At 36.8% G+C, this 18191-nt stretch carries 17 protein-coding genes and 1 tRNA gene; 10 read left to right on the top strand and 8 right to left on the bottom strand.

Annotated features, from left to right (window positions below):
• Positions 1–85: 85 nt before the first annotated feature.
• Together LB467_RS05045 and LB467_RS05040 are read right to left on the bottom strand one after the other, a co-directional pair.
• On the bottom strand, positions 86–2371 hold the full coding sequence (locus LB467_RS05045) for an outer membrane beta-barrel protein (RefSeq protein WP_224472930.1): 2286 nt from the start codon (positions 2369–2371) through the stop codon (positions 86–88).
• Positions 2372–2927: 556 nt separating this feature from the next.
• On the bottom strand, positions 2928–3353 hold the full coding sequence (locus LB467_RS05040) for an Lrp/AsnC family transcriptional regulator (RefSeq protein ID WP_224472929.1): 426 nt from the start codon (positions 3351–3353) through the stop codon (positions 2928–2930).
• Positions 3354–3480: 127 nt separating this feature from the next.
• On the opposite strand from LB467_RS05040, the gene LB467_RS05035 reads away from it, so the two are divergent.
• The 9 genes from LB467_RS05035 (at position 3481) to mgrA (ending at position 12061) form a co-directional block, all read left to right on the top strand.
• Complete coding sequence (locus tag LB467_RS05035; RefSeq protein WP_224472928.1) at positions 3481–4197, top strand: sulfite exporter TauE/SafE family protein; 717 nt, start codon at positions 3481–3483, stop codon at positions 4195–4197.
• Positions 4198–4872: 675 nt separating this feature from the next.
• Positions 4873–5100 carry a hypothetical protein gene (locus LB467_RS05030; RefSeq protein ID WP_224472927.1) on the top strand — a complete coding sequence of 76 codons (228 nt, stop codon included), beginning with the start codon at positions 4873–4875 and terminating at the stop codon, positions 5098–5100.
• 211 nt (positions 5101–5311) lie between these two features.
• A complete protein-coding gene (deoC, locus tag LB467_RS05025) occupies positions 5312–5962 on the top strand; it encodes a deoxyribose-phosphate aldolase (RefSeq protein ID WP_224472926.1) in 651 nt (216 codons plus the stop codon).
• A 1-nt stretch (position 5963) separates the two neighbouring features.
• Entirely contained in the window at positions 5964–6662 is a 699-nt protein-coding gene (gene deoD, locus LB467_RS05020) for a purine-nucleoside phosphorylase (RefSeq protein ID WP_224472925.1), read from the top strand.
• A 48-nt stretch (positions 6663–6710) separates the two neighbouring features.
• Positions 6711–7598, top strand: a complete 888-nt coding sequence (locus tag LB467_RS05015) for a serine hydrolase (RefSeq protein WP_224472924.1) — start codon at positions 6711–6713, stop codon at positions 7596–7598.
• A 17-nt stretch (positions 7599–7615) separates the two neighbouring features.
• Positions 7616–8380, top strand: coding sequence for a 3-keto-disaccharide hydrolase (locus LB467_RS05010; protein WP_224472923.1), 765 nt, complete (start codon positions 7616–7618; stop codon positions 8378–8380).
• Between the two features lie 49 nt (positions 8381–8429).
• Positions 8430–9245: a universal stress protein gene (locus LB467_RS05005; protein ID WP_224472922.1), complete on the top strand. Its 816-nt coding sequence runs from the start codon at positions 8430–8432 to the stop codon at positions 9243–9245.
• The gene (locus LB467_RS05000) at positions 9242–10894 is read left to right on the top strand and encodes a cation:proton antiporter (protein ID WP_224472921.1); all 1653 of its coding nucleotides are present in this window, start codon (positions 9242–9244) and stop codon (positions 10892–10894) included. The genes LB467_RS05005 and LB467_RS05000 overlap by 4 nt, the downstream gene beginning before the upstream one ends.
• A gap of 168 nt (positions 10895–11062) precedes the next feature.
• Positions 11063–12061 (top strand): L-glyceraldehyde 3-phosphate reductase, encoded by a 999-nt coding sequence (gene mgrA / locus LB467_RS04995; protein WP_224472920.1) that lies wholly within the window; start codon positions 11063–11065, stop codon positions 12059–12061.
• A 184-nt stretch (positions 12062–12245) separates the two neighbouring features.
• Here the strand turns inward: mgrA and LB467_RS04990 are convergent, their stop codons facing one another.
• The 4 genes from LB467_RS04990 to LB467_RS04975 all read right to left on the bottom strand — a co-directional run bounded on the left by LB467_RS04990 (position 12246) and on the right by LB467_RS04975 (position 16309).
• A complete protein-coding gene (locus LB467_RS04990) occupies positions 12246–13217 on the bottom strand; it encodes a type I phosphomannose isomerase catalytic subunit (RefSeq protein ID WP_224472919.1) in 972 nt (323 codons plus the stop codon).
• Between the two features lie 144 nt (positions 13218–13361).
• Positions 13362–14987 (bottom strand): ArnT family glycosyltransferase, encoded by a 1626-nt coding sequence (locus tag LB467_RS04985; RefSeq protein ID WP_224472918.1) that lies wholly within the window; start codon positions 14985–14987, stop codon positions 13362–13364.
• The gene (locus LB467_RS04980; RefSeq protein WP_224472917.1) at positions 14971–15600 is read right to left on the bottom strand and encodes a lipid-A-disaccharide synthase N-terminal domain-containing protein; all 630 of its coding nucleotides are present in this window, start codon (positions 15598–15600) and stop codon (positions 14971–14973) included. The genes LB467_RS04985 and LB467_RS04980 overlap by 17 nt, the downstream gene beginning before the upstream one ends.
• Entirely contained in the window at positions 15593–16309 is a 717-nt protein-coding gene (locus tag LB467_RS04975; RefSeq protein WP_224472916.1) for a glycosyltransferase family 2 protein, read from the bottom strand. Before LB467_RS04975 ends, LB467_RS04980 begins: the two co-directional genes overlap by 8 nt.
• Before the next feature lie 290 nt (positions 16310–16599).
• Here LB467_RS04975 and LB467_RS04970 point away from each other — a divergent pair.
• Positions 16600–16673 (top strand) — tRNA-Arg (locus tag LB467_RS04970).
• A gap of 55 nt (positions 16674–16728) precedes the next feature.
• On the opposite strand, the gene LB467_RS04965 is transcribed toward LB467_RS04970, so the two are convergent.
• Positions 16729–17190, bottom strand: a complete 462-nt coding sequence (locus LB467_RS04965) for a universal stress protein (protein ID WP_224472915.1) — start codon at positions 17188–17190, stop codon at positions 16729–16731.
• Between the two features lie 99 nt (positions 17191–17289).
• Positions 17290–17907 carry a hypothetical protein gene (locus LB467_RS04960; RefSeq protein ID WP_224472914.1) on the bottom strand — a complete coding sequence of 206 codons (618 nt, stop codon included), beginning with the start codon at positions 17905–17907 and terminating at the stop codon, positions 17290–17292.
• Positions 17908–18191 lie beyond the last annotated feature (284 nt).

The following is an 18191-nucleotide window of genomic DNA, read 5'->3' as shown; positions in this document are numbered from 1 at the left end:
CGCGAAAAGACTAATTGAAAATAATATACATATCGAAACTACAATTGACCTTGTTTTATCTTTTGTATTTAACTGTAACATGTCATTAAAAAGTTAGTTTGTATCCCACAGATATTCTGTGTATGTCGATAAAATTGTGAGCAGTATAATCTGCAAATAACTTACCGCCTAAAAGATTAAAGGATGTTCCTAAGACCAGGTTAGGACTAAATGTACTAACCCCTACAGCATCATTATAACCAAGTCCCAGACCGGCATAAGGATTCAAAATTACGCCTGCATCCACTTTAAAAGGAATCACAACGTTAGCGTTTATTCCAAATCCGGTATTCTTACCTGGAGCCAGGTAAATATCTGGTAGAAACTTAAATGGTGAATTGGTAAAGGCGTAATTCCCTCTCATTCCAATAATCATAGCAACATCATCTGCCACAACCGCTCCGGTGAAAACAGATAAACCTTCATTGATTACCCAACCAGTTGCAACACCGTCTTTTGCACTTTCAGATTGCACGACAATATTACCATCTTGATCTGTTTCAACTGTAGTTTTTGATGGTTGCACCCCTGGTAGTGTACCTGTAGGAGTTTGTTGCCCGCCTGATATTACAACAGTTTTATCCTGATTCTGATCCTGATTTTGATTTTGAAGAGAACCTCTTATGTTATTGATGTTGTCTGTATTCTTATCGATCTTTCTGTCAAGATCTTTCAACATGTCCAACACTTTTTGAGAAGCATCTTCCTGACGGGTTGGTACAAGATTTTGGTTGTAGGTTCCTGTGTTAAGTTCCAACAGTAAACGCTCTAAACGATCCATGCGATCCTCAATCGTTTGTGGTTTGCGAGATTCTTCATCAACACCCTGTATCACTTTTTCAATTAAATCCTCAAGTTCTTTAGGAGTCATTTCAACTTTAGATTCTTTTACATCCCCTATAGATTTCATTTCTGGATCAGACTTGATTCGCTCCAGTTCTTTTTTCTCCTCGATGATTTCTACAGCTTTTCTGGTGTCATTGTTTTCGTAGGCTTCAGACAATTCTGATTCCAGCTCATCAATCCGATCTTGATACGACTGGGTTCGGTCTTCTACCCTTTGATCTATTCTGCTTTGCAAAATGTCGTCTGTATCATCAGCTTTTTTACCTAATTGAAAGCGAAGACCCACAGTAAACATTGTGTGTTGTTTTAACTCATCCGGAGATATTGTATTTTCCAAATCTGTGGTTCCGCGTTCAGATGTAAACAATAAATTTGCATCACCAAAAGCTTCAAAATTTCTGCCAAGGGGTACATTTAAACCTAAACCACCTTTTGCAAAATAGCTGGAAGGTACACCAGTCAGAAAATCTTTACCAACATAGCTGTTATAAGCGTTGAGGTAACCACCACCTACGCTGATATAAGGTACCACTCCGCGAGACACATTTAACTTAGCTACAAAATCAGCCCCGTACATTGCCAAATTATCCCAATCGGTAGATATTTCTTCATTTTTGGTAGCCTGGTAGTAAAAACCTCTTATGCCTACGTATTGATTTAAATCAAAACCGATTTTTCCACCAATAAAATAAGAATCAGCTAAATTACTATCACTATCAAAATTCACAAAGGAAACAGCAGGTTCTACAATAAATTTAAAACCACCTAAACCTCCTGAAAACTTGTTGTAGTAAGCTCTGTCTAAATCGCTAAAATCTTCCGGACTGCGGCCGCCTAAATACAATTGTAAACCAGCCAAAACTGACCAGTTGTACATTCGATTATCATTATTTTCATTTAAAAAATCTTCAAACTCTGACTGATCCTGCCCATCTTGAAAAAGTACGGAAGCAGGGTTCAAGTTAAAGACTGTGTTTTTTGCTTCCAAATTTAGAAACAACCTGTTGCCCAACTTAAATTGTGTTCCAAGTCCCAGATTACCGTAAATCTGTTCTAATTTTTGTTCATTTGATGGGTCACCTGGTGCGGCAATATCAAATTTTAGTTTTTGAACCCCTGTTCCCAATATAAAATATGGTATAAAACGACCTCGTATTGGGATGTTGGCTTTGAGTTCACCCCCAATGCGTTCGATATCTACGTTACGCGAGGTAAAATTACTAACAAAATCATCTGAAAAAACATCGAAACTATCCACAGTGTTATTTATATCTGTGGACTTTTCATATAGTGCTCTCAGTTCAATTGCTTCACCAAAACCAAAACCCACTCTTCCTCCATACATAACACCATCTTCGATGGCGGCGTTATCGTCGAACCAGTTATAACTCACGGTAGGCTGTAAGGTTACGGTTACATCTCGCATCTGAGCCTGTAAATTTGCTCCCAGTAGAATTAAAATACAGATAGTAATTATCTTCTTCATACTCTTATATTTTTAATTATCACCTTAAGTTATTAATATTCAGGTAATTAGATGGGTGTAAATTTTTAATTATCAATTTTTTTTACCTGTTGTCTTTTGTTGATTTCTTCTTTTAAGACCTCTTTTTTAACCCGATCTATGGTCTGGCTGGATAATAAATTTAAACGGGGTATGCGATCTTCTCCCAGCGTCTACAAAGATTTTGCGATGAGATCGTGGAGAGTTGTTTTACTATCCAAACCTTGTTACGTTAACAATACTTTAAGTTAAAGTAGTTGAAGTTTTCTAAATAGTTCATGGGTGAACTCCCTTAATTTTCACCTTTAAGTGTACAGGCACTTTGAAAAGCCCTCCCTTTTATACCGTTGTTTAGAAGGTGTTTTAAAACTTCTTCTAAAAAAGGCACAGATATCAAAAGAAGTCTTTTAATTTATGGCTTAGTCCGTGCTCATTCGTAGCATCTTATTCCAAATGCGTTAAAAAGCAGATTATTTGGTTTTTAGAAATTCAAGAAAAAACCTTACACAAAAAGGTTTTTGGGGATAAAAAAGAAGCTCTACTCGCGATTACTTTCCTGCTCAGATAAGATTAAATGCGTAGTGGGTTCTCCTAACTTGGTCAATTCATCTATAAACTGCTGTAAATGTAGCTGGTTCCTGAGTGCCACTCTCAGATGGAAATTATGGGGGCCTGTTATTCGGTGAGCTTTAAGGATTTCAGGGTATTTGTTCAATTCTACAATCGCATACTGTAATTTGCCAGTAAAAACTTTCAGCAGTATAAAAACTTCCAGACTATTGCCAAGCAGAGCCTGATCTACCTCCAGGCTATAGCCTTTAATTGCTCCAATATCTTCGAGCTTATTGATTCTTTCCCGAACAGAAGATGGAGAAAGGGAAACTTTTTTGCTTAGATCTGCAAATGATGTTTTGGAATTAACTTTTAATAGTTCGATCAACTTTAGATCTGCTTTATCGATCATCAAATAATTTGTTTTAAGTGCAATTACCGATTTTTATTCGGAAAAAACATTATTTATCCATTCTTTCCACTGGGCAAAATCTTTTATTGGGATTAATTTTGGACATCTTAAAATTTACTACTGCTACATGGATACCGACTTATTATTTCTTCTTGGAACCGCAATCTTTTGTGGTTTTTTTGTGCAAACCGTTGTTGGCTTTGCCGGATCTTTAATCGCCTTACCTATTTTATTAATTGGCCTTAAACTACCCGATGCTATTGCCTATATATCTATTTTTTATCTTTTTTCAAGTATTTCCCTGGTTTATAAGGAGTGGAAATATATAGACAAACATGTTATTAAGAAATTGAGCATCACCTCCATCATAGGAATAGTAATTGGAATTCTTGTTCTTACTTACAGCCAACCCTTAATCTTAAAAAAAGCTCTTGGCGTTTTTATCCTTCTATATGTGGCTTATGTGGTAGTTGGAAAGATCGATCTTAAATTGGGCAACAAAGGCACTATGCTGTTTGGAGTTCTGGGTGGATTTTTCGCCGGAGTCTTTTCAACCGGGGGTCCGTTGTATGTGATCGCTGTAAAAAACACAGTTGAGAATGTGAAAATTTTCAGGGCTACAATGATTGGGGTATTAGCCCTTGTTACAACGGTAAGATTACCTTCCCTGGCCATTGGAGGTGTGCTGGATAGCGGCCACTTGAAAATGAGTCTTATCATTTTTCCAGTGTTTATCCTGGCGCAGTTTTTAGGGGGGTATTTTTTTCAAAAGATCAATGAATCCCTGTTCAAGAAAGTTCTTCTGGGCCTACTTTGCCTCTCAGGAACTGCATTGATTATTTAATGTGTCAGTACTGCGATAACAGCAATATTTCTGTCTAATCTTAATCTTCCAAAATTCAGGTTTTTCATTGGTGCCAAAAACTGTACATTCCACAAAAACTCTTGGTACTACTTGAATTGCGCCACCAGGTGTCGTGGGTGACCATCTTATTAAATTTTGTTCTATCTGGGCTATTAAACTGTCTGGCAAAGTAACTTCACAGGCCGCAAAAGAAACAAACCTTGGCCTGATGCCCTCAGGGTCGTAAATATCTTCGTAATTAAAATAAGTTTTTTTGTTGTCACCGACGAAATATCAAAATAGCCAATTACATTTTTTTCCGGATTATTAATATTTGCAATATTACCTGCAAAAAATCCCGGCTGACTTTGAGAAAAAATATTATCTAAACCGGAAAGTTATTCCAAAATCTTGTAATAGGTGTACGCTCCCCTGCTAATAACAAATTGCTTCACAAGAAGGCTGTATCCTATTAGAAAGGCTGGGATTATCTGAACTTATAAATTTAATTAGCAGGTCATTTACACTATCTTCTGGAAGAGAATTGCTGTTGGCCAATATTATTTCCTGAGAATCATTGGTTTGGTAACAGGTATAAGCCCACTTACTAAAATAAAGATTTTTTTAGTTTCTTCTTAAGAGAAGTTTAGAACGCTCTTTCGTAAATTAAGGCTTATGAAAGCCAATGGAATTACATATTTAATCCTAACCAGTATTCTCCTGGTGATAATCGCGGTTCTGGCGTTTTTTAATACCAGTTTTCCGGTAGTTTTCTACTTAACCTGCGCCGGTCAAATCTTATTGATCTTTACTGTTTATAAAATCCTTACCGATAACTATAAAACCGAAAAGACCTTTGATGATTGGTATGAAGATTACCCCGAAAGCCAGAATAAGGACTAGGGTTTATTCCACTTCAAAAAATCTGTTTACTTATATTGGTTTCCCATCACTTGTAAAACCTTCCACATTTATTTCAAATTTTTCATCTAGATCTGAAGTGAAAAACCTCAGGGAATTAAAAACTTACACACAAAATATTAAAAAGCTGAGAACAATCATAAATTAGATGTAGTAGAAAGTTTTAGCTTTGTAATTCTTAATAAAATATATAATGCAACTCAACCAGTATATAGACCATACCTTATTAAATCCAATAGCTACTCCAATAGATATTCAGAATTTATGTGAGGAAGCTATAGAGCATCAATTCTATGCCGTTTGTATTCCTCCTTCTTATATTGAAATTGCCAAATCGGTTTTAAAAACTTCCGAAGTAAAAATAGCAACGGTTATAGGCTTTCCTTTGGGTGCTATGACAACGGAAGCTAAGGTCTTTGAAGCTAGAAACGCCCTGGATAAAGGGGTAGATGAAATTGATATGGTTATAAATATTGGCATGTTAAAAGCCGGAGATTATGATTATATCGAAAAAGAAATTGCAGCAATTAAAAAAGCAATCGGTTCTAAAGTGCTCAAGGTAATTATTGAAACCTGTTACTTAACCGATACTGAAAAGAAATCTGCCTGCCGGGCTGCTTTAAATGCCAAAGCCGATTTCGTAAAGACTTCTACCGGTTTTGGAACTGCAGGAGCTACTTTTGACGATGTAAAATTGATGAAAGAAATCGCTGGTACTAAAATGCAGATAAAAGCTTCAGGCGGCATTAAAGATCGGAAAACTGCCATTAAATATATAGAATTAGGCGTTTCCAGGCTGGGAACTTCCTCGGGTATAAAACTGGTAACTTCAGAAGACAACTAATATGAGCGTACATATACAAGCCAAAAAAGATGAAATAGCAGAAAATGTATTACTTCCGGGAGATCCCTTAAGAGCAAAATGGATTGCCGAAAATTTCTTTGAAAATGCGGTTTGTTATAACGAAGTACGGGGAATGCTGGGATTTACCGGCACTTATAAAGGCGAAAAAATTTCAGTACAAGCTACGGGAATGGGTATACCTTCCGCATTGATTTATTGTACTGAATTAATCACTGAATACGGTGCCAAAAAACTCATTCGGGTAGGATCGGCCGGCTCTTACCAAAAAGATCTAAAAGTAAATGAAGTTGTTTTGGCAATGGCTGCTTCTTCCAATTCGGGTTTTAATAAAGCTAAATTTCAACATGCCGACTTCGCGCCTACTGTAGATTTCGAATTATTTATGAATGCAGTAAAATTTGCCAAAAATAACGGCATAAAATTCAGAGCCGGCAATGTACTTTCTTCAGATGTCTTTTACGAAGAAAACGACATGACTTACGAAAAATGGGCCGAATACGGTGTGTTATGCGTAGAAATGGAAACCGCCGGACTTTATAGCGTGGCCGCGAAACATAAAGTACAGGCTCTTTCAGTATTAACAGTTTCAGATTCTTTGGTAACCGGGGAACACCTTCCCGCAAAAGACAGGGAGCAAAGTTTTAGCCGAATGGTAGAAATTGCTTTAGGCAGTATTTAAGACGGTTTAGAGAAAATTCGTTAAATTCGGGACTAAATCCTGAAACCAATGAAATTTTTTCCAATAATTGTTTTTATGCTTAGCTGTTTGGTTTGCTCAGGGCAAACTTCAACACAACAACTTCAGCAGAAAATTGATTCCATTTTTAAAAGTACGCAAGGTGATTTTGCCATTGCTTTTAAAGATCTTTCCTTAGATAAAGACAGTATTCTTATAAATCAGCACGAGAATTTTCACGCTGCCAGCACGATGAAAACCCCGGTAATGATAGAGGTTTTTAAACAAGTCTCCGAAGGTAAATTCTCGCTCAAAGATTCCCTTCTCATCAAAAATGAATTTAAAAGTATTCTAGATGGAAGTCTTTATGCTATGGAACTTGGCCGGGACAGCGGGGAACATCTTTATGAGCAAATTGGCCGGAAAAGAAGGATTGAAGACCTTGTAACCGATATGATTATTTACAGCAGCAACCTGGCCACTAATATCGTGATTGAGCTGGTTGATGCTAAAAATGTGAATAAAACTATGCGCGAAATGGGCGCTAGTAATATTAATGTACTTCGCGGTGTGGAAGATATGAAAGCTTATGAAGCAGGTTTGAGCAATTCTACAACTGCTTATGATCTAATGCTGATTTTTGAAGCTCTTGCCAACGGAAATGCAGTAAGTACTGAAGCTGATGAAAAAATGCTTAACATTTTGCGGCAACAAAAACACACCGACTTAATTCCGAAGTTACTTCCAAAAGACTTAAAAATTGCCAATAAAACCGGTTGGATAACCGGGGTACATCACGATTCAGCCTTAATTGAAGTACCTGATGGAAGAAAATATGTTTTGGTTTTATTATCAAAAAACATGAAAGATATGGAGGCCGGTACTAAAATGCTTACTGAAGTATCCAAAATGATCTACGATCATCTAACTGAAAAATAATTTTAATGCAATTAAATATGAAAATTTCCATTACTTCTTCTATTCTATCAATTTCTTTGGCTCTTACTGCTTTTACAGGTGTAGCCCAGGATGAGAAAACTGAACTTCCACCTGAAGCAACCGAATTTTATGAACCGGTTCCGCCAAAAATTGAAGCGGGTGAATCTACCACTACAGCTCCTTCTGATGCAAAAATATTATTTGATGGTTCAGATCTTACGGGCTGGGTTAATGAGAAAGACGGGTCTAATCCTACCTGGAATATTGAGGGCAATATTCTAACGGTAAACCCGGGAACTGGCGGAATAAAGACTAAAGAGAATTTCGGCGATATACAGTTGCATTTAGAATGGCGCTCGCCTTCAGAAATTCAGGGCGATGGTCAGGGACGCGGAAACAGTGGCGTGATTATTATGGAAAAGTATGAAGTACAAATCCTGGATTCTTACGAAAATGAAACCTATACCAATGGCCAGGCCGCGAGTATTTACAAGCAATCCCCGCCTTTAGTAAACGCTACAAAAGCCCCAGGGGAATGGAATACTTACGATATTATTTTTACTGCTCCAAGATTCAATGAAGAGGGCATGTTGTTAAGTCCGGCAAAAATCACCGTTTTGCATAATGGCGTTCTGGTACAAAATAACTATACCCTTAGAGGTCCAACCGAATACATTGGTATTCCTAACTATACGAAACATGACGAAAAACTTCCTATTCATCTTCAGGATCACGGAAACCCTGTGAGTTTCAGGAATATTTGGGTAAGGGAATTAAATTAGAGTTTCACAGGTTAATTTTAAAAGAATTCGAATTTAAAAAATAGACATTATGTACAGGCGTAACAGAATTTTAGTATTGGTAGATTTTTCAGAGAACTCTAAAAACCTGATTGATTTCTCCGTGGGTTTATCGGAAACGCTAAATGCCAAAGTAATGTTTATCCATCAGGTTCCGGGAATTGTTCCGGGGATGACAGATTTTGAAAGCAGGCATAAGATAATTGAAGCCGAAAAAAATGATGCCCGGGAAAAATTATACGAAATAACTCCGGATAGATTCAAAAACGATCAGCATTTTTTGATTAGTGAAAAAAATATAATCACGATTTTAAATGAATTAAAAACTGAGAATTATGATGATTGGGTTCTGGCGGGATTAAAAGGAACCGGATTTTTAAAGCGGCTGTTTATTGGCAGCACTACCCTTTCCATCGTAGATAAATCAGATTCCCTTACCATTGCTGTTCCTGTTAAAGAAAAAATTACTCTTCCAACAAAACTTGCTATTGGGGTAAATAAGAAGTTTCCGCTAAATAAAACCCAGTTTGAGACCGTTTTATCGGGCCTTAAAGAACAAATTAGTGAAATTAAGTTTTTCACTATTCTGGAAGAAAATGATGATAAAACTGAGGCAGAAATTTATCTGGAACAAATTAAAGAAGAATATAAAAGTTTTAATACAACTTCCGAATTATTAAACGGTGATACCTACACCAGGCTAGTAGATAGTGTAGGGAAAAATAATGATACTTTTTTATTACTACAACAAGGATCTCGTTCTTTGCAAGACAGCATTTTCAGAAAATTTATGATCAACGAATTGGTTTATAATGGAGACACTCCTTTAATTGTTTTATCCTCATGAACTGGTTATCTAATTTAGCTGAAAATCCATTCTATGAATTTGCAATTATACTTGCCCTGGCAGCCCTGCTGGGTGCAATTGGAAGGGTTTTAAAACAACCCCTTATTGTAATGTTTATTGCTTTAGGAATTCTTGTTGGGCCTTCAGTTTTAAATATTGTAAAATCTGAGGAAAACATTCATCTGTTAGCCGAAATAGGGATCGCTATCTTACTTTTTATTGTTGGTCTAAAGCTGGATTTACGAATTATTAAAAATGTCGGGAAAATTGCGCTGCTTACGGGAATGGGTCAGGTGCTCTTCACCTCCTTATTTGGATATTTTATTGGGTTAGCCCTGGGATTTAGCTCATTGCATAGCTTCTATATTGCTGTAGCGCTTACATTTTCCAGTACTATTATTATAGTAAAGTTACTTTCAGACAAAAAGGAAATAGATTCACTGCACGGCCAGATAGCCATAGGTTTTTTAATTGTTCAGGATATCGTGGTAATTCTGGTGATGATTATTTTATCGGGGATGCGGCAGGGAGAAGATACCTCGCTCACCCATGATATTGTTAGCACGCTAATAGCAGGTTTGGGGCTTATAGGCTTCACTTTAATTGCAATGAAATGGGTAATACCAAAATTCAGTGCTTTTCTTGCAAAATCGCAGGAATTACTTACCCTTTTTGCCATTGCCTGGGCAGTTTCCCTGGCATCAATAGGAGAACTTATTGGGTTTAGCGGAGAGGTTGGAGCGTTTCTGGCCGGGATTAGTCTGGCATCCTCAGATTTTAAAGATGTAATTAGTAGCAGGCTGGTGAGTTTAAGGGATTTTTTACTTCTGTTTTTCTTCGTAAACCTTGGTGCAAATCTTAATTTATCTATAATTGGAAGCCAGGTTGTCCCTGCTCTCTATTTTTCAGTTTTTGTACTGGTGGGAAATCCAATAATTGTATTAATTATCATGGGGGCTATGGGTTACCGTAAACGAACCTCTTTTCTCGCAGGTTTAACCGTAGCTCAAATAAGTGAATTTTCACTGATCTTTGCCGGTTTAGGCCTTGCAGTTGGTCATATCACAGAAGAAGTGGTTGGTTTAATCACCCTGGTAGGGCTTATTACTATTGGACTTTCTACTTATCTTATTCTATATTCCCATCAAATTTATGAATTCATCTCTCCAGCTTTAAGTATTTTCCAAAAGCAACACCCCTACCGGGAAGGTCAAATGCAGATAAACGAATCTAAAAAATATGATGTGATTATTATTGGTTTAGGAAGATTTGGAAAAAGACTTTCTGAAATGCTCGACGAACATCCCGAAATTAATTTTCTCGGAATAGATTTCGATTCCGGTATAATTAAAGAATGGAAAAGAAACGGGAGAGATGTGATTTATGGAGATATGGAAGATCCCGAATTATTGGAGCAAATTCCTTACGATAACAGTGTGATGATAATTAGCACGGTGGCCAATAATGAACTTTCAAGACATTTAATAACTTCCTTAAAACAGAATAATTACAAGGGAGAAGTCTTCCTTACCGCCTTAACTGAAAAAGATCATGTTCAGTTAGATAACTATGGAGCGCAGGATATTTTGCGTCCCCATCAAATGGCAGCTTCAGACTTCTATAACTCCTACCTAAAGAATAAAATTTAGCTTTTATGCTCTGTTAAATTATTTCTGATAACCTATTTTGAATAGGCTAATCAAATTTCCAGTATTTCGAAGTTTAGATTGGAAAATTTAATCCAAAACAAACTTCCTACCAGCCAGACTTGCTATTTTAAGAAGTATCCCGATATTTATGCTGAAAAATTAATACTTATGGAAATTTATAAAGCTTCAGAAGATCGTTACGAAAAGATGCAATACCGCCGCTGCGGAAAAAGCGGAATTAAACTCCCCCTGCTCTCGCTGGGTTTATGGCATAATTTCGGAGATAATGATGATTTTGACAATGCAAGAAATATTTTAAGAACCGCTTTTAATAACGGTATAACCCATTTTGATCTTGCCAATAATTATGGCCCACCCTATGGTTCTGCTGAAAAGAATTTCGGGAAGATCTTTGCTGAAGATTTTAAGCAATATCGTGATGAACTAATTATTTCAACCAAAGCCGGTTGGGATATGTGGCCGGGACCTTATGGCAATTTTGGTTCCAGGAAATATCTAATCGCCAGTTTAGACCAGTCTTTACAAAGAATGGGACTGGATTATGTAGATATTTTTTATCATCACCGCCCGGATCCCGAAACGCCTTTAGAAGAGACTATGGCTGCTTTAGACCAGATTGTAAGACAGGGAAAAGCACTTTATGTAGGGATTTCACAATATTCGTCTAAGGATACCGCAAAAGCGGCCGAAATCCTAAGAGCACAAAAAACGCCATTTTTAATTCATCAACCACGATATAATATGATGGATCGCTGGGTAGAAGATGGTTTGTTAAATACATTGGAACATGAAGGCATAGGTAGTGTAGTATTTTCTCCGCTGGAACAGGGAATTCTAACCGATAAATATCTAAACGGAATTCCAAAAGACAGCCGCGCGGCAACCCAGGGCAGTTATTTAGATGAATCGCAGATCACGCCTGAAGTTGTAAATAAAGTGCAGCAACTAAACGAAATCGCCCAATCCAGAAATCAAAGCCTGGCACAAATGGCTGTGGCCTGGTTGTTAAAGGATCAGCGGGTAACTTCTGTATTGGTTGGAGTCAGCAAAGTTTCTCAATTGGAAGACAATATTAAAACCCTTGAAAACCTTGAATTTAGTAAAAGTGAATTAGAAAAAATAGAGGGAATTCTGCAGAATAAGTAGGAAGATTTCTTAGTTTAAAGGAGGCTGTTTGAAAAACGTCTAACTTTCGTCAAGCTGAACCTGCCCGTCCGTTCAGGCGGACTTGTTTCAGACTTTATCCCGAATTTACTTCGGGATTCTAACATGTTAGACCCTGAACCAAGTTCAGGGTGACGATTTAAAATTTTTCAAAAAGCCTCCTTTTTTATTTGATATAAACTTCCAAAAGTTCACAATTTTCAGCTGAAAGATTTACTTCCTTATTTTGAGCAGGAATAAGTAAAGTTTCTCCCTGGGCAATTTTTTCAGAATTCCCGTTTACGGAAACTTTCCCCTTTCCACTAACACACATATAGATCACAAAGGAATCTAAATTGCTATAATCTTTATTTATTTCTCCCTCTACCGGAAGATAATTTGTGGTAAAATACTGGCAACTAGCCACTTCAGAAGAATTGTTTTTCGCTTTCTCGTAATTCAGTTTAAAATCGTCTTTCTTTTCAAAATCTATTGCATCTATGGCTAAAGCGGTATGCAATTCCCGGGAATTACCTTCATCATCGGTTCGGTCCCAATCGTAAATTCGGTACGTAACATCTGAGGTTTGCTGGATTTCAGCCAAAAGCACTCCTGCTCCTATCGCGTGTACTTTTCCGGTGTTGATAAAAAAGCTATCCCCTTTTTTTACTTCTTCAAAATTGAGTACTTCCACGATTTTTCCTTCCTCTAAGCGAGTTATATAGTCTTCTTTTGAAACACTTTCCTTAAAGCCTATATTGATTTTCGCGCCTTCATCGGCCTGCATGATATACCACATTTCTGTTTTTCCGAAGGAATTATGGCGCTGACGTGCAAGGTCGTCGTTAGGATGTAATTGAACAGAAAGGTTAGTGTTAGCGTCTATAAATTTTATAAGCAAAGGGAAATCGGAATCAAATTCATCGTAGATCTTTTTGCCTACAATTTTATCTTTATATTCCTCTAAAAGGTCTTTTAACGAAAAACCTTTAAGTTCGCCATTGGCAACTATAGAAATAGCGCCCTCTACTCCAGAAACTTCCCAACTCTCCCCCAGGTCGTCCCGGTTTGTTTCTTTATTGAGAATATTTTTGAGTTTCTTACCACCCCAAATTTTTTCTTTTAAAATGGGATAAAATTTTATTGGATAATCTAGCATTTTGGTTGGTTTTAAAAACGTTTCAATATAATCAAATATTGCCGTGTTAAAAAATTGGTTAAGGTCTCATTTCAGGTACGGTTTGAAATATTTTAGCCTTGTCAAAAAAACGCTGGGGTTTTCAGAATTTTAATATTCCTAATATTAACGGTTTCCGGTCCTTTCAATTAGATACAGCTCCCGATATAATCTTTGTTTATGCTTGGTACTCACAGGATTCATATCTACACTATCAATTTTTGTTGTTTTGTAGTTGCTAAAAACCTGCTTTAAACTATCACTGTTATAAGCTTCAGTTAAAAGCATAAATTTGTCTTCTGAAGGAATTTCTACCTGGCCTCTTTGGGTTAACACCTGGATGGGTTTTCCATATTCCCAGATAATTTCAGGAGTAAAATTTTGAAATTCATATACCGGTGCATTATACCTATCAAGATGCCTATCTATATTCACAATACTGCTATACTCCTTATTGACGTTGATTTTATCTGCCATTGGCAAGCCAAACCACACGATACTTATCAAAAAGAAAACGCTTAAATAAAACACGGGTTTTATTTTTTTCAGCATTAAAAACCTGAACATAAGTATTCCGATAATAAATAATGAAATTGAACTTAGAAGGTACCAAAGCAGAATATCCTGCAGAAAAGATTCAAAATAGAAGTATGCGGCGACGGGAAATATACAACCTACAAGAGCAAATATTCCAAAATGGAAATAAGCCACTGCAGCTTCTTTTGTTTTAATACTTTTGAAATGATTAAAAAGGAATTCAATGTAAAAAGCGGTATTCATTGCCATAGGAATAAGCACCGGCAAAAGATAGCGGGATTTTTTTTCTGGAATAACAGATAATAGAAAAACGGAAGCTAAGGTCCAGAAAAGTGTGAATTTATAAGCCTTTTTATTGCTAACCCTATCCTTCAAATAAGGATAAAGCAACGCTACAAAAGATGGAATGGTCCATAAACCGCTTTGTATAAAAAAGCTCCAGTAATAATAAAACGGTCTTACGTTATAATTTAGCCACCTTCCGGTCTCCTGACTTGTGATTTCAGCAACCGCACGGGTATCATATAAATAAACATATAGATTCCACCATCCGCCGGAAATTAAAGCGACAAGAGCAAGAAGAACTAATGCTTTCCTGCGTTCTTGAGTGCCATCAAATTTGTAGATAATTCCGTAGGCAATTAAGAAAGGAAGAAATAAGGCATATATCGAAACCGGCCCTTTACTCAAAATGGAGCAGCCAATAAATAATCCGCTAATTGCAGCATATAAGAACCAGTTTTTTGTAGAATTATATAATTTGTAAAGTGAAAAGATGGCGAGCATCATAAAACTATGGGTATAAATATCCCATTGCCCGTCTCTGCTTGAATAGACAATATAAAAGGAAGTGCTGGCAATTAATCCCGCCAGAAATGATAATTCTATGTTCTTAGTAATCTTGAGGAGGAATTTATAAGTAAAAACCACTAAAATTATTCCCATAATTGCGGAAGGAAGACGCAAGCCAAACAGTCCCTCCATTCCAAAAACCGACATAGAAATTGCGGTTAACCAGGTTGGCAACGGAGGTTTTTCATAACGCGGCTCGGCGTTCATCGTTGTGAAAATCCAGTTATTATCGTTTAGCATTTCCCGGGCGGTAATAAAATTACGCGCCTCCATAATGTTGATGTAGATTGCATCAAGATTTACAAAAAACACTGCTATTCCCACAAGAATAAGTAGTACCAGGTATTTATTCTCTGATTTCATTATGATGAATTATTATATTTCTAATGTACATTATCGCGCCAAATAAATGCCCAATGAGCAAAACCGGATCTTTTCTGAAAATTGCGTAAACCAGAATTAAGGAAGAACCAACCAGACTTAGCCACCAGAACCCGAGTGGGAGTGAAGATTTCTTCTGTTTTTCGGAATATAACCATTGATATAAAAATCGCAGCGTAAAAACTATCTGCGCTACAATTCCTAATAAAAGCAACCAGAGCGGGATTGCTTCATTTAAAAATAATTTTTCAAGGTTATATTCATTATTAAAAAAACTGTAAACAACCACGAGCACCGGAAAAATCAGTATTAGACCTCTAAAAAGAAAAGGAAGCCTCCCCCATTGCCCCTGGAAATGTAAATTTCTTATATAAATAAAATAGGTAAGACTTTGTCCCAGCATAATCGCAAAATCGTCCCTAAAATAACCATAGATAAATAATAAAAATGAAGCCACTAAACTCAGTTCCCAAAAAAGAATTGGCGTGAGAACTTTCTTTTGTTTTTCAGAAAGTATCCATTGCATGATCATCCTTGAAGAAAACAGGATCTGCGCGGTAAAGCCAATCACATAGATTATTAGCGAATTACTCATGTTTCGCTTTTATGCTGTAATCTATATATGATTTTTTAATCCAGACGTAGGCAAAACAGTCCAGCAAAGGGCCGAGAAACCTATTTTTGAAATTGTATTTTGAACTGCCTTCGATTCTTGCATAATGACTTATCACAACTTCTTTTATCTCCTTTTGCTGCAATAATATCATTGCCGGTAAAAAGCGTTGTAAGCCCTTAAACATGGGTATTTTCTTGGCATATTCAGTATGTATAATTTTAAGCGGGCATCCGGTATCGTGTATATTATCATGGGTAAAAAATATCCTTACTGCATTCCCTGTTTTAGAAGAAATACGTTTTACCAGGGTGTCTTTTCTATTTTTTCGCCAACCTGTAACCAAACCATAATCTTTAATATGAGGCAGGAGTAATTCAAAATCTTCGGGGTGGGTTTGCAGATCTGCGTCGAGATAACCCAGCAAAGGCGTTTGAGTATGATCAAAAGCCGCCTTTAATGCAGCACCTTTTCCATAATTCCGGTCAAATAACAAGCAGTTGAAATCTTCCTGTCCCAAACAGAATTTCTCAATAGCAGAAGAGCTCCCATCACTGGAGCCATCATCTACCAGTAAAACACAGGATTTTAGAGAAGCAATTTTGAGGTAGTTTTGTAAATATTCAAAAAGCCTTGGTAAACTTTCTATCTCATTATAAACCGGAACGATAATGGTGAATTTAAAATCCATAAACAGTTATAGATGTTTATTTTGAAGTTGTGATAATAAAATTAACTCAAAAAGCTGGTTAACAGGACTAAAATTCCGGGAGGAGAAAGAAATCAAGATTTTCAAAAGGGATCTATTAAAAAATTTACCAAAGCAAAATTAAGGATATAATTTAGAAATGCTTTGAAAATAAAAATTAAGTTAAAATTGATTAAATTTCGACTAAATTCAGGCTAAATAAAAAAATACATTTTTAAATAGAAAAAGCTTGTTTTATTTCGAAAGAGGCTTATATTTGCAACCGCAAAAACGGTCGCGTAGCTCAGCTGGATAGAGCACCTGCCTTCTAAGCAGGCGGTCCCAGGTTCGAATCCTGGCGCGATCACAAAAAGTCTTCCAATACGGAAGACTTTTTTGTTTTACAGGTATTCACTCTCTTATCAATCCTTCTTTATCGGCACCATAAAAACCGGTACTTCAGTCTTTTCCAAAACACTTGAAGCGACCGTTCCCATTAAAAGTTTTTCAAAAACCGAATGACTGTGCGTGCCCATTACCACCAGGTCTGCATTCCAGGTTTTTGAATATTCAAGAATGGCAGTGGTTGCATCACCTTCGGCTAAATGGGTTTCTACATTTTCGTCGTTAAGGTGTTTTGCTGCAGTTTCAAGAAAATCTTCCACTACCTCCCTCATTTCCTGAGCTATATCCAGGTTTACGGCCATTTCATCGTAACCGGAATAGCCCATAAAAGTTGGATAATCAATTCCGTAGTAACTTACATTGGCCATGACGTGAAGTAAACAAACCCTGGCATCTAGTTGTTTGGCCAGCTTGTAACCGGCTTCAGCAACTTTCTCTGAAACCGGATGATAATCTATGGCAATTAATATACGCTTCATAAGATTGGATTTCTTATAAAGTTATTAAATGAATTCTAAACTGCAGAATTTTTAATAATGAATCATTTCGGAGAGAGGAAATTCAAAGGAAATAAAAGCTTATTCCTTAACTACGATTAAACTTGCTTTAGCTCCGGTTAAAAGGTTCCATTCTTTAGAAGCAACAAGGTTACCGTTTTCTTCCAAAACTTTTAGCTGTGCGGTGTTGGGACCAGAAGAGCCCTGATTTATCGCCTCGAATTCTATGTTATTGAAACCACTCTCAAGAGTAACCAGGATGGGATGAAAGCTCCCGGCCAGCACTACCCGCTCTATAAATTTTCCATTTACATAAACATTAACCTGGTCGCCGTCTACAAATTGATGATCACGGCAATAAAGCTCAACAAATTTTCCGCTGGTTTTAAAGTCGCCTAAATATTGATCTTCACCATATTTATCCAGTGCTTCTTTATCTTTAGTCCATTTTTCCTTAACAGCATCGCCTGCCGTTTTCAGGTTATTCGGTTTCTCCCTAAAGTCTATCTCTTTAGGCTTTTCACGAAGATATTTGCTTTCCTCATTAGATTCCTCGGCACGAAGAATAGGAAATCCGGAAGATTTCGTTTCCGGCTCTGCTTTTAAGATTCCCCCGGTTTTATTGGTAGCCGGAAGATCTATCTGCCCATAGCCTAGCACGGTGAAGAAAAGAAATAAATAAGTATATATAAACTTCATCAGCTGAATTCTTTAGGCAATTAATATCAAAAATACAGCCAAATTAGCATATAGAAAAATCTTTTAAGTATAAACCCCATTGTAGTTTTTATCACCCAGGGCATTCGAAAAACATTTACTCGATAATCGAGATTAAAATACTCGAGATATGCTCTGAAATTAAAATATTGTTTACTACTACTAATGTCCTTGCAATTTGCTCCGGTCTATTTTACTTATCTTTACTTGATAGTCGAGATTTAATGCTCCGAAGCTTGCCAGCCCGTTTCGCAGGCGGGTCTCGA

It is taken from the genome of Salegentibacter tibetensis (assembly GCF_020164485.1).
GTDB classification, from domain to species: Bacteria; Bacteroidota; Bacteroidia; order Flavobacteriales; family Flavobacteriaceae; genus Salegentibacter; species Salegentibacter tibetensis.
The sequence above is the reverse complement of the archived record's forward strand: the minus strand, read 5'-3'. Positions and strand labels throughout refer to the sequence as shown.

Coding starts and splice junctions, on each gene's coding strand:
- LB467_RS04990 (WP_224472919.1), bottom strand. CDS start 13,217: ATGCTAGATTATCCAATAAAATTTTATCCCATTTTAAAAGAAAAAATT.
- deoD (WP_224472925.1), top strand. CDS start 5,964: ATGAGCGTACATATACAAGCCAAAAAAGATGAAATAGCAGAAAATGTA.
- LB467_RS04965 (WP_224472915.1), bottom strand. CDS start 17,190: ATGAAGCGTATATTAATTGCCATAGATTATCATCCGGTTTCAGAGAAA.
- LB467_RS05010 (WP_224472923.1), top strand. CDS start 7,616: ATGAAAATTTCCATTACTTCTTCTATTCTATCAATTTCTTTGGCTCTT.
- LB467_RS05030 (WP_224472927.1), top strand. CDS start 4,873: ATGAAAGCCAATGGAATTACATATTTAATCCTAACCAGTATTCTCCTG.
- LB467_RS05005 (WP_224472922.1), top strand. CDS start 8,430: ATGTACAGGCGTAACAGAATTTTAGTATTGGTAGATTTTTCAGAGAAC.
- LB467_RS05045 (WP_224472930.1), bottom strand. CDS start 2,371: ATGAAGAAGATAATTACTATCTGTATTTTAATTCTACTGGGAGCAAAT.
- LB467_RS04975 (WP_224472916.1), bottom strand. CDS start 16,309: ATGGATTTTAAATTCACCATTATCGTTCCGGTTTATAATGAGATAGAA.
- LB467_RS04980 (WP_224472917.1), bottom strand. CDS start 15,600: ATGAGTAATTCGCTAATAATCTATGTGATTGGCTTTACCGCGCAGATC.
- deoC (WP_224472926.1), top strand. CDS start 5,312: ATGCAACTCAACCAGTATATAGACCATACCTTATTAAATCCAATAGCT.
- LB467_RS05000 (WP_224472921.1), top strand. CDS start 9,242: ATGAACTGGTTATCTAATTTAGCTGAAAATCCATTCTATGAATTTGCA.
- LB467_RS04960 (WP_224472914.1), bottom strand. CDS start 17,907: ATGAAGTTTATATATACTTATTTATTTCTTTTCTTCACCGTGCTAGGC.
- LB467_RS04985 (WP_224472918.1), bottom strand. CDS start 14,987: ATGAAATCAGAGAATAAATACCTGGTACTACTTATTCTTGTGGGAATA.
- LB467_RS05035 (WP_224472928.1), top strand. CDS start 3,481: ATGGATACCGACTTATTATTTCTTCTTGGAACCGCAATCTTTTGTGGT.
- LB467_RS05040 (WP_224472929.1), bottom strand. CDS start 3,353: ATGATCGATAAAGCAGATCTAAAGTTGATCGAACTATTAAAAGTTAAT.
- LB467_RS05015 (WP_224472924.1), top strand. CDS start 6,711: ATGAAATTTTTTCCAATAATTGTTTTTATGCTTAGCTGTTTGGTTTGC.
- mgrA (WP_224472920.1), top strand. CDS start 11,063: ATGGAAATTTATAAAGCTTCAGAAGATCGTTACGAAAAGATGCAATAC.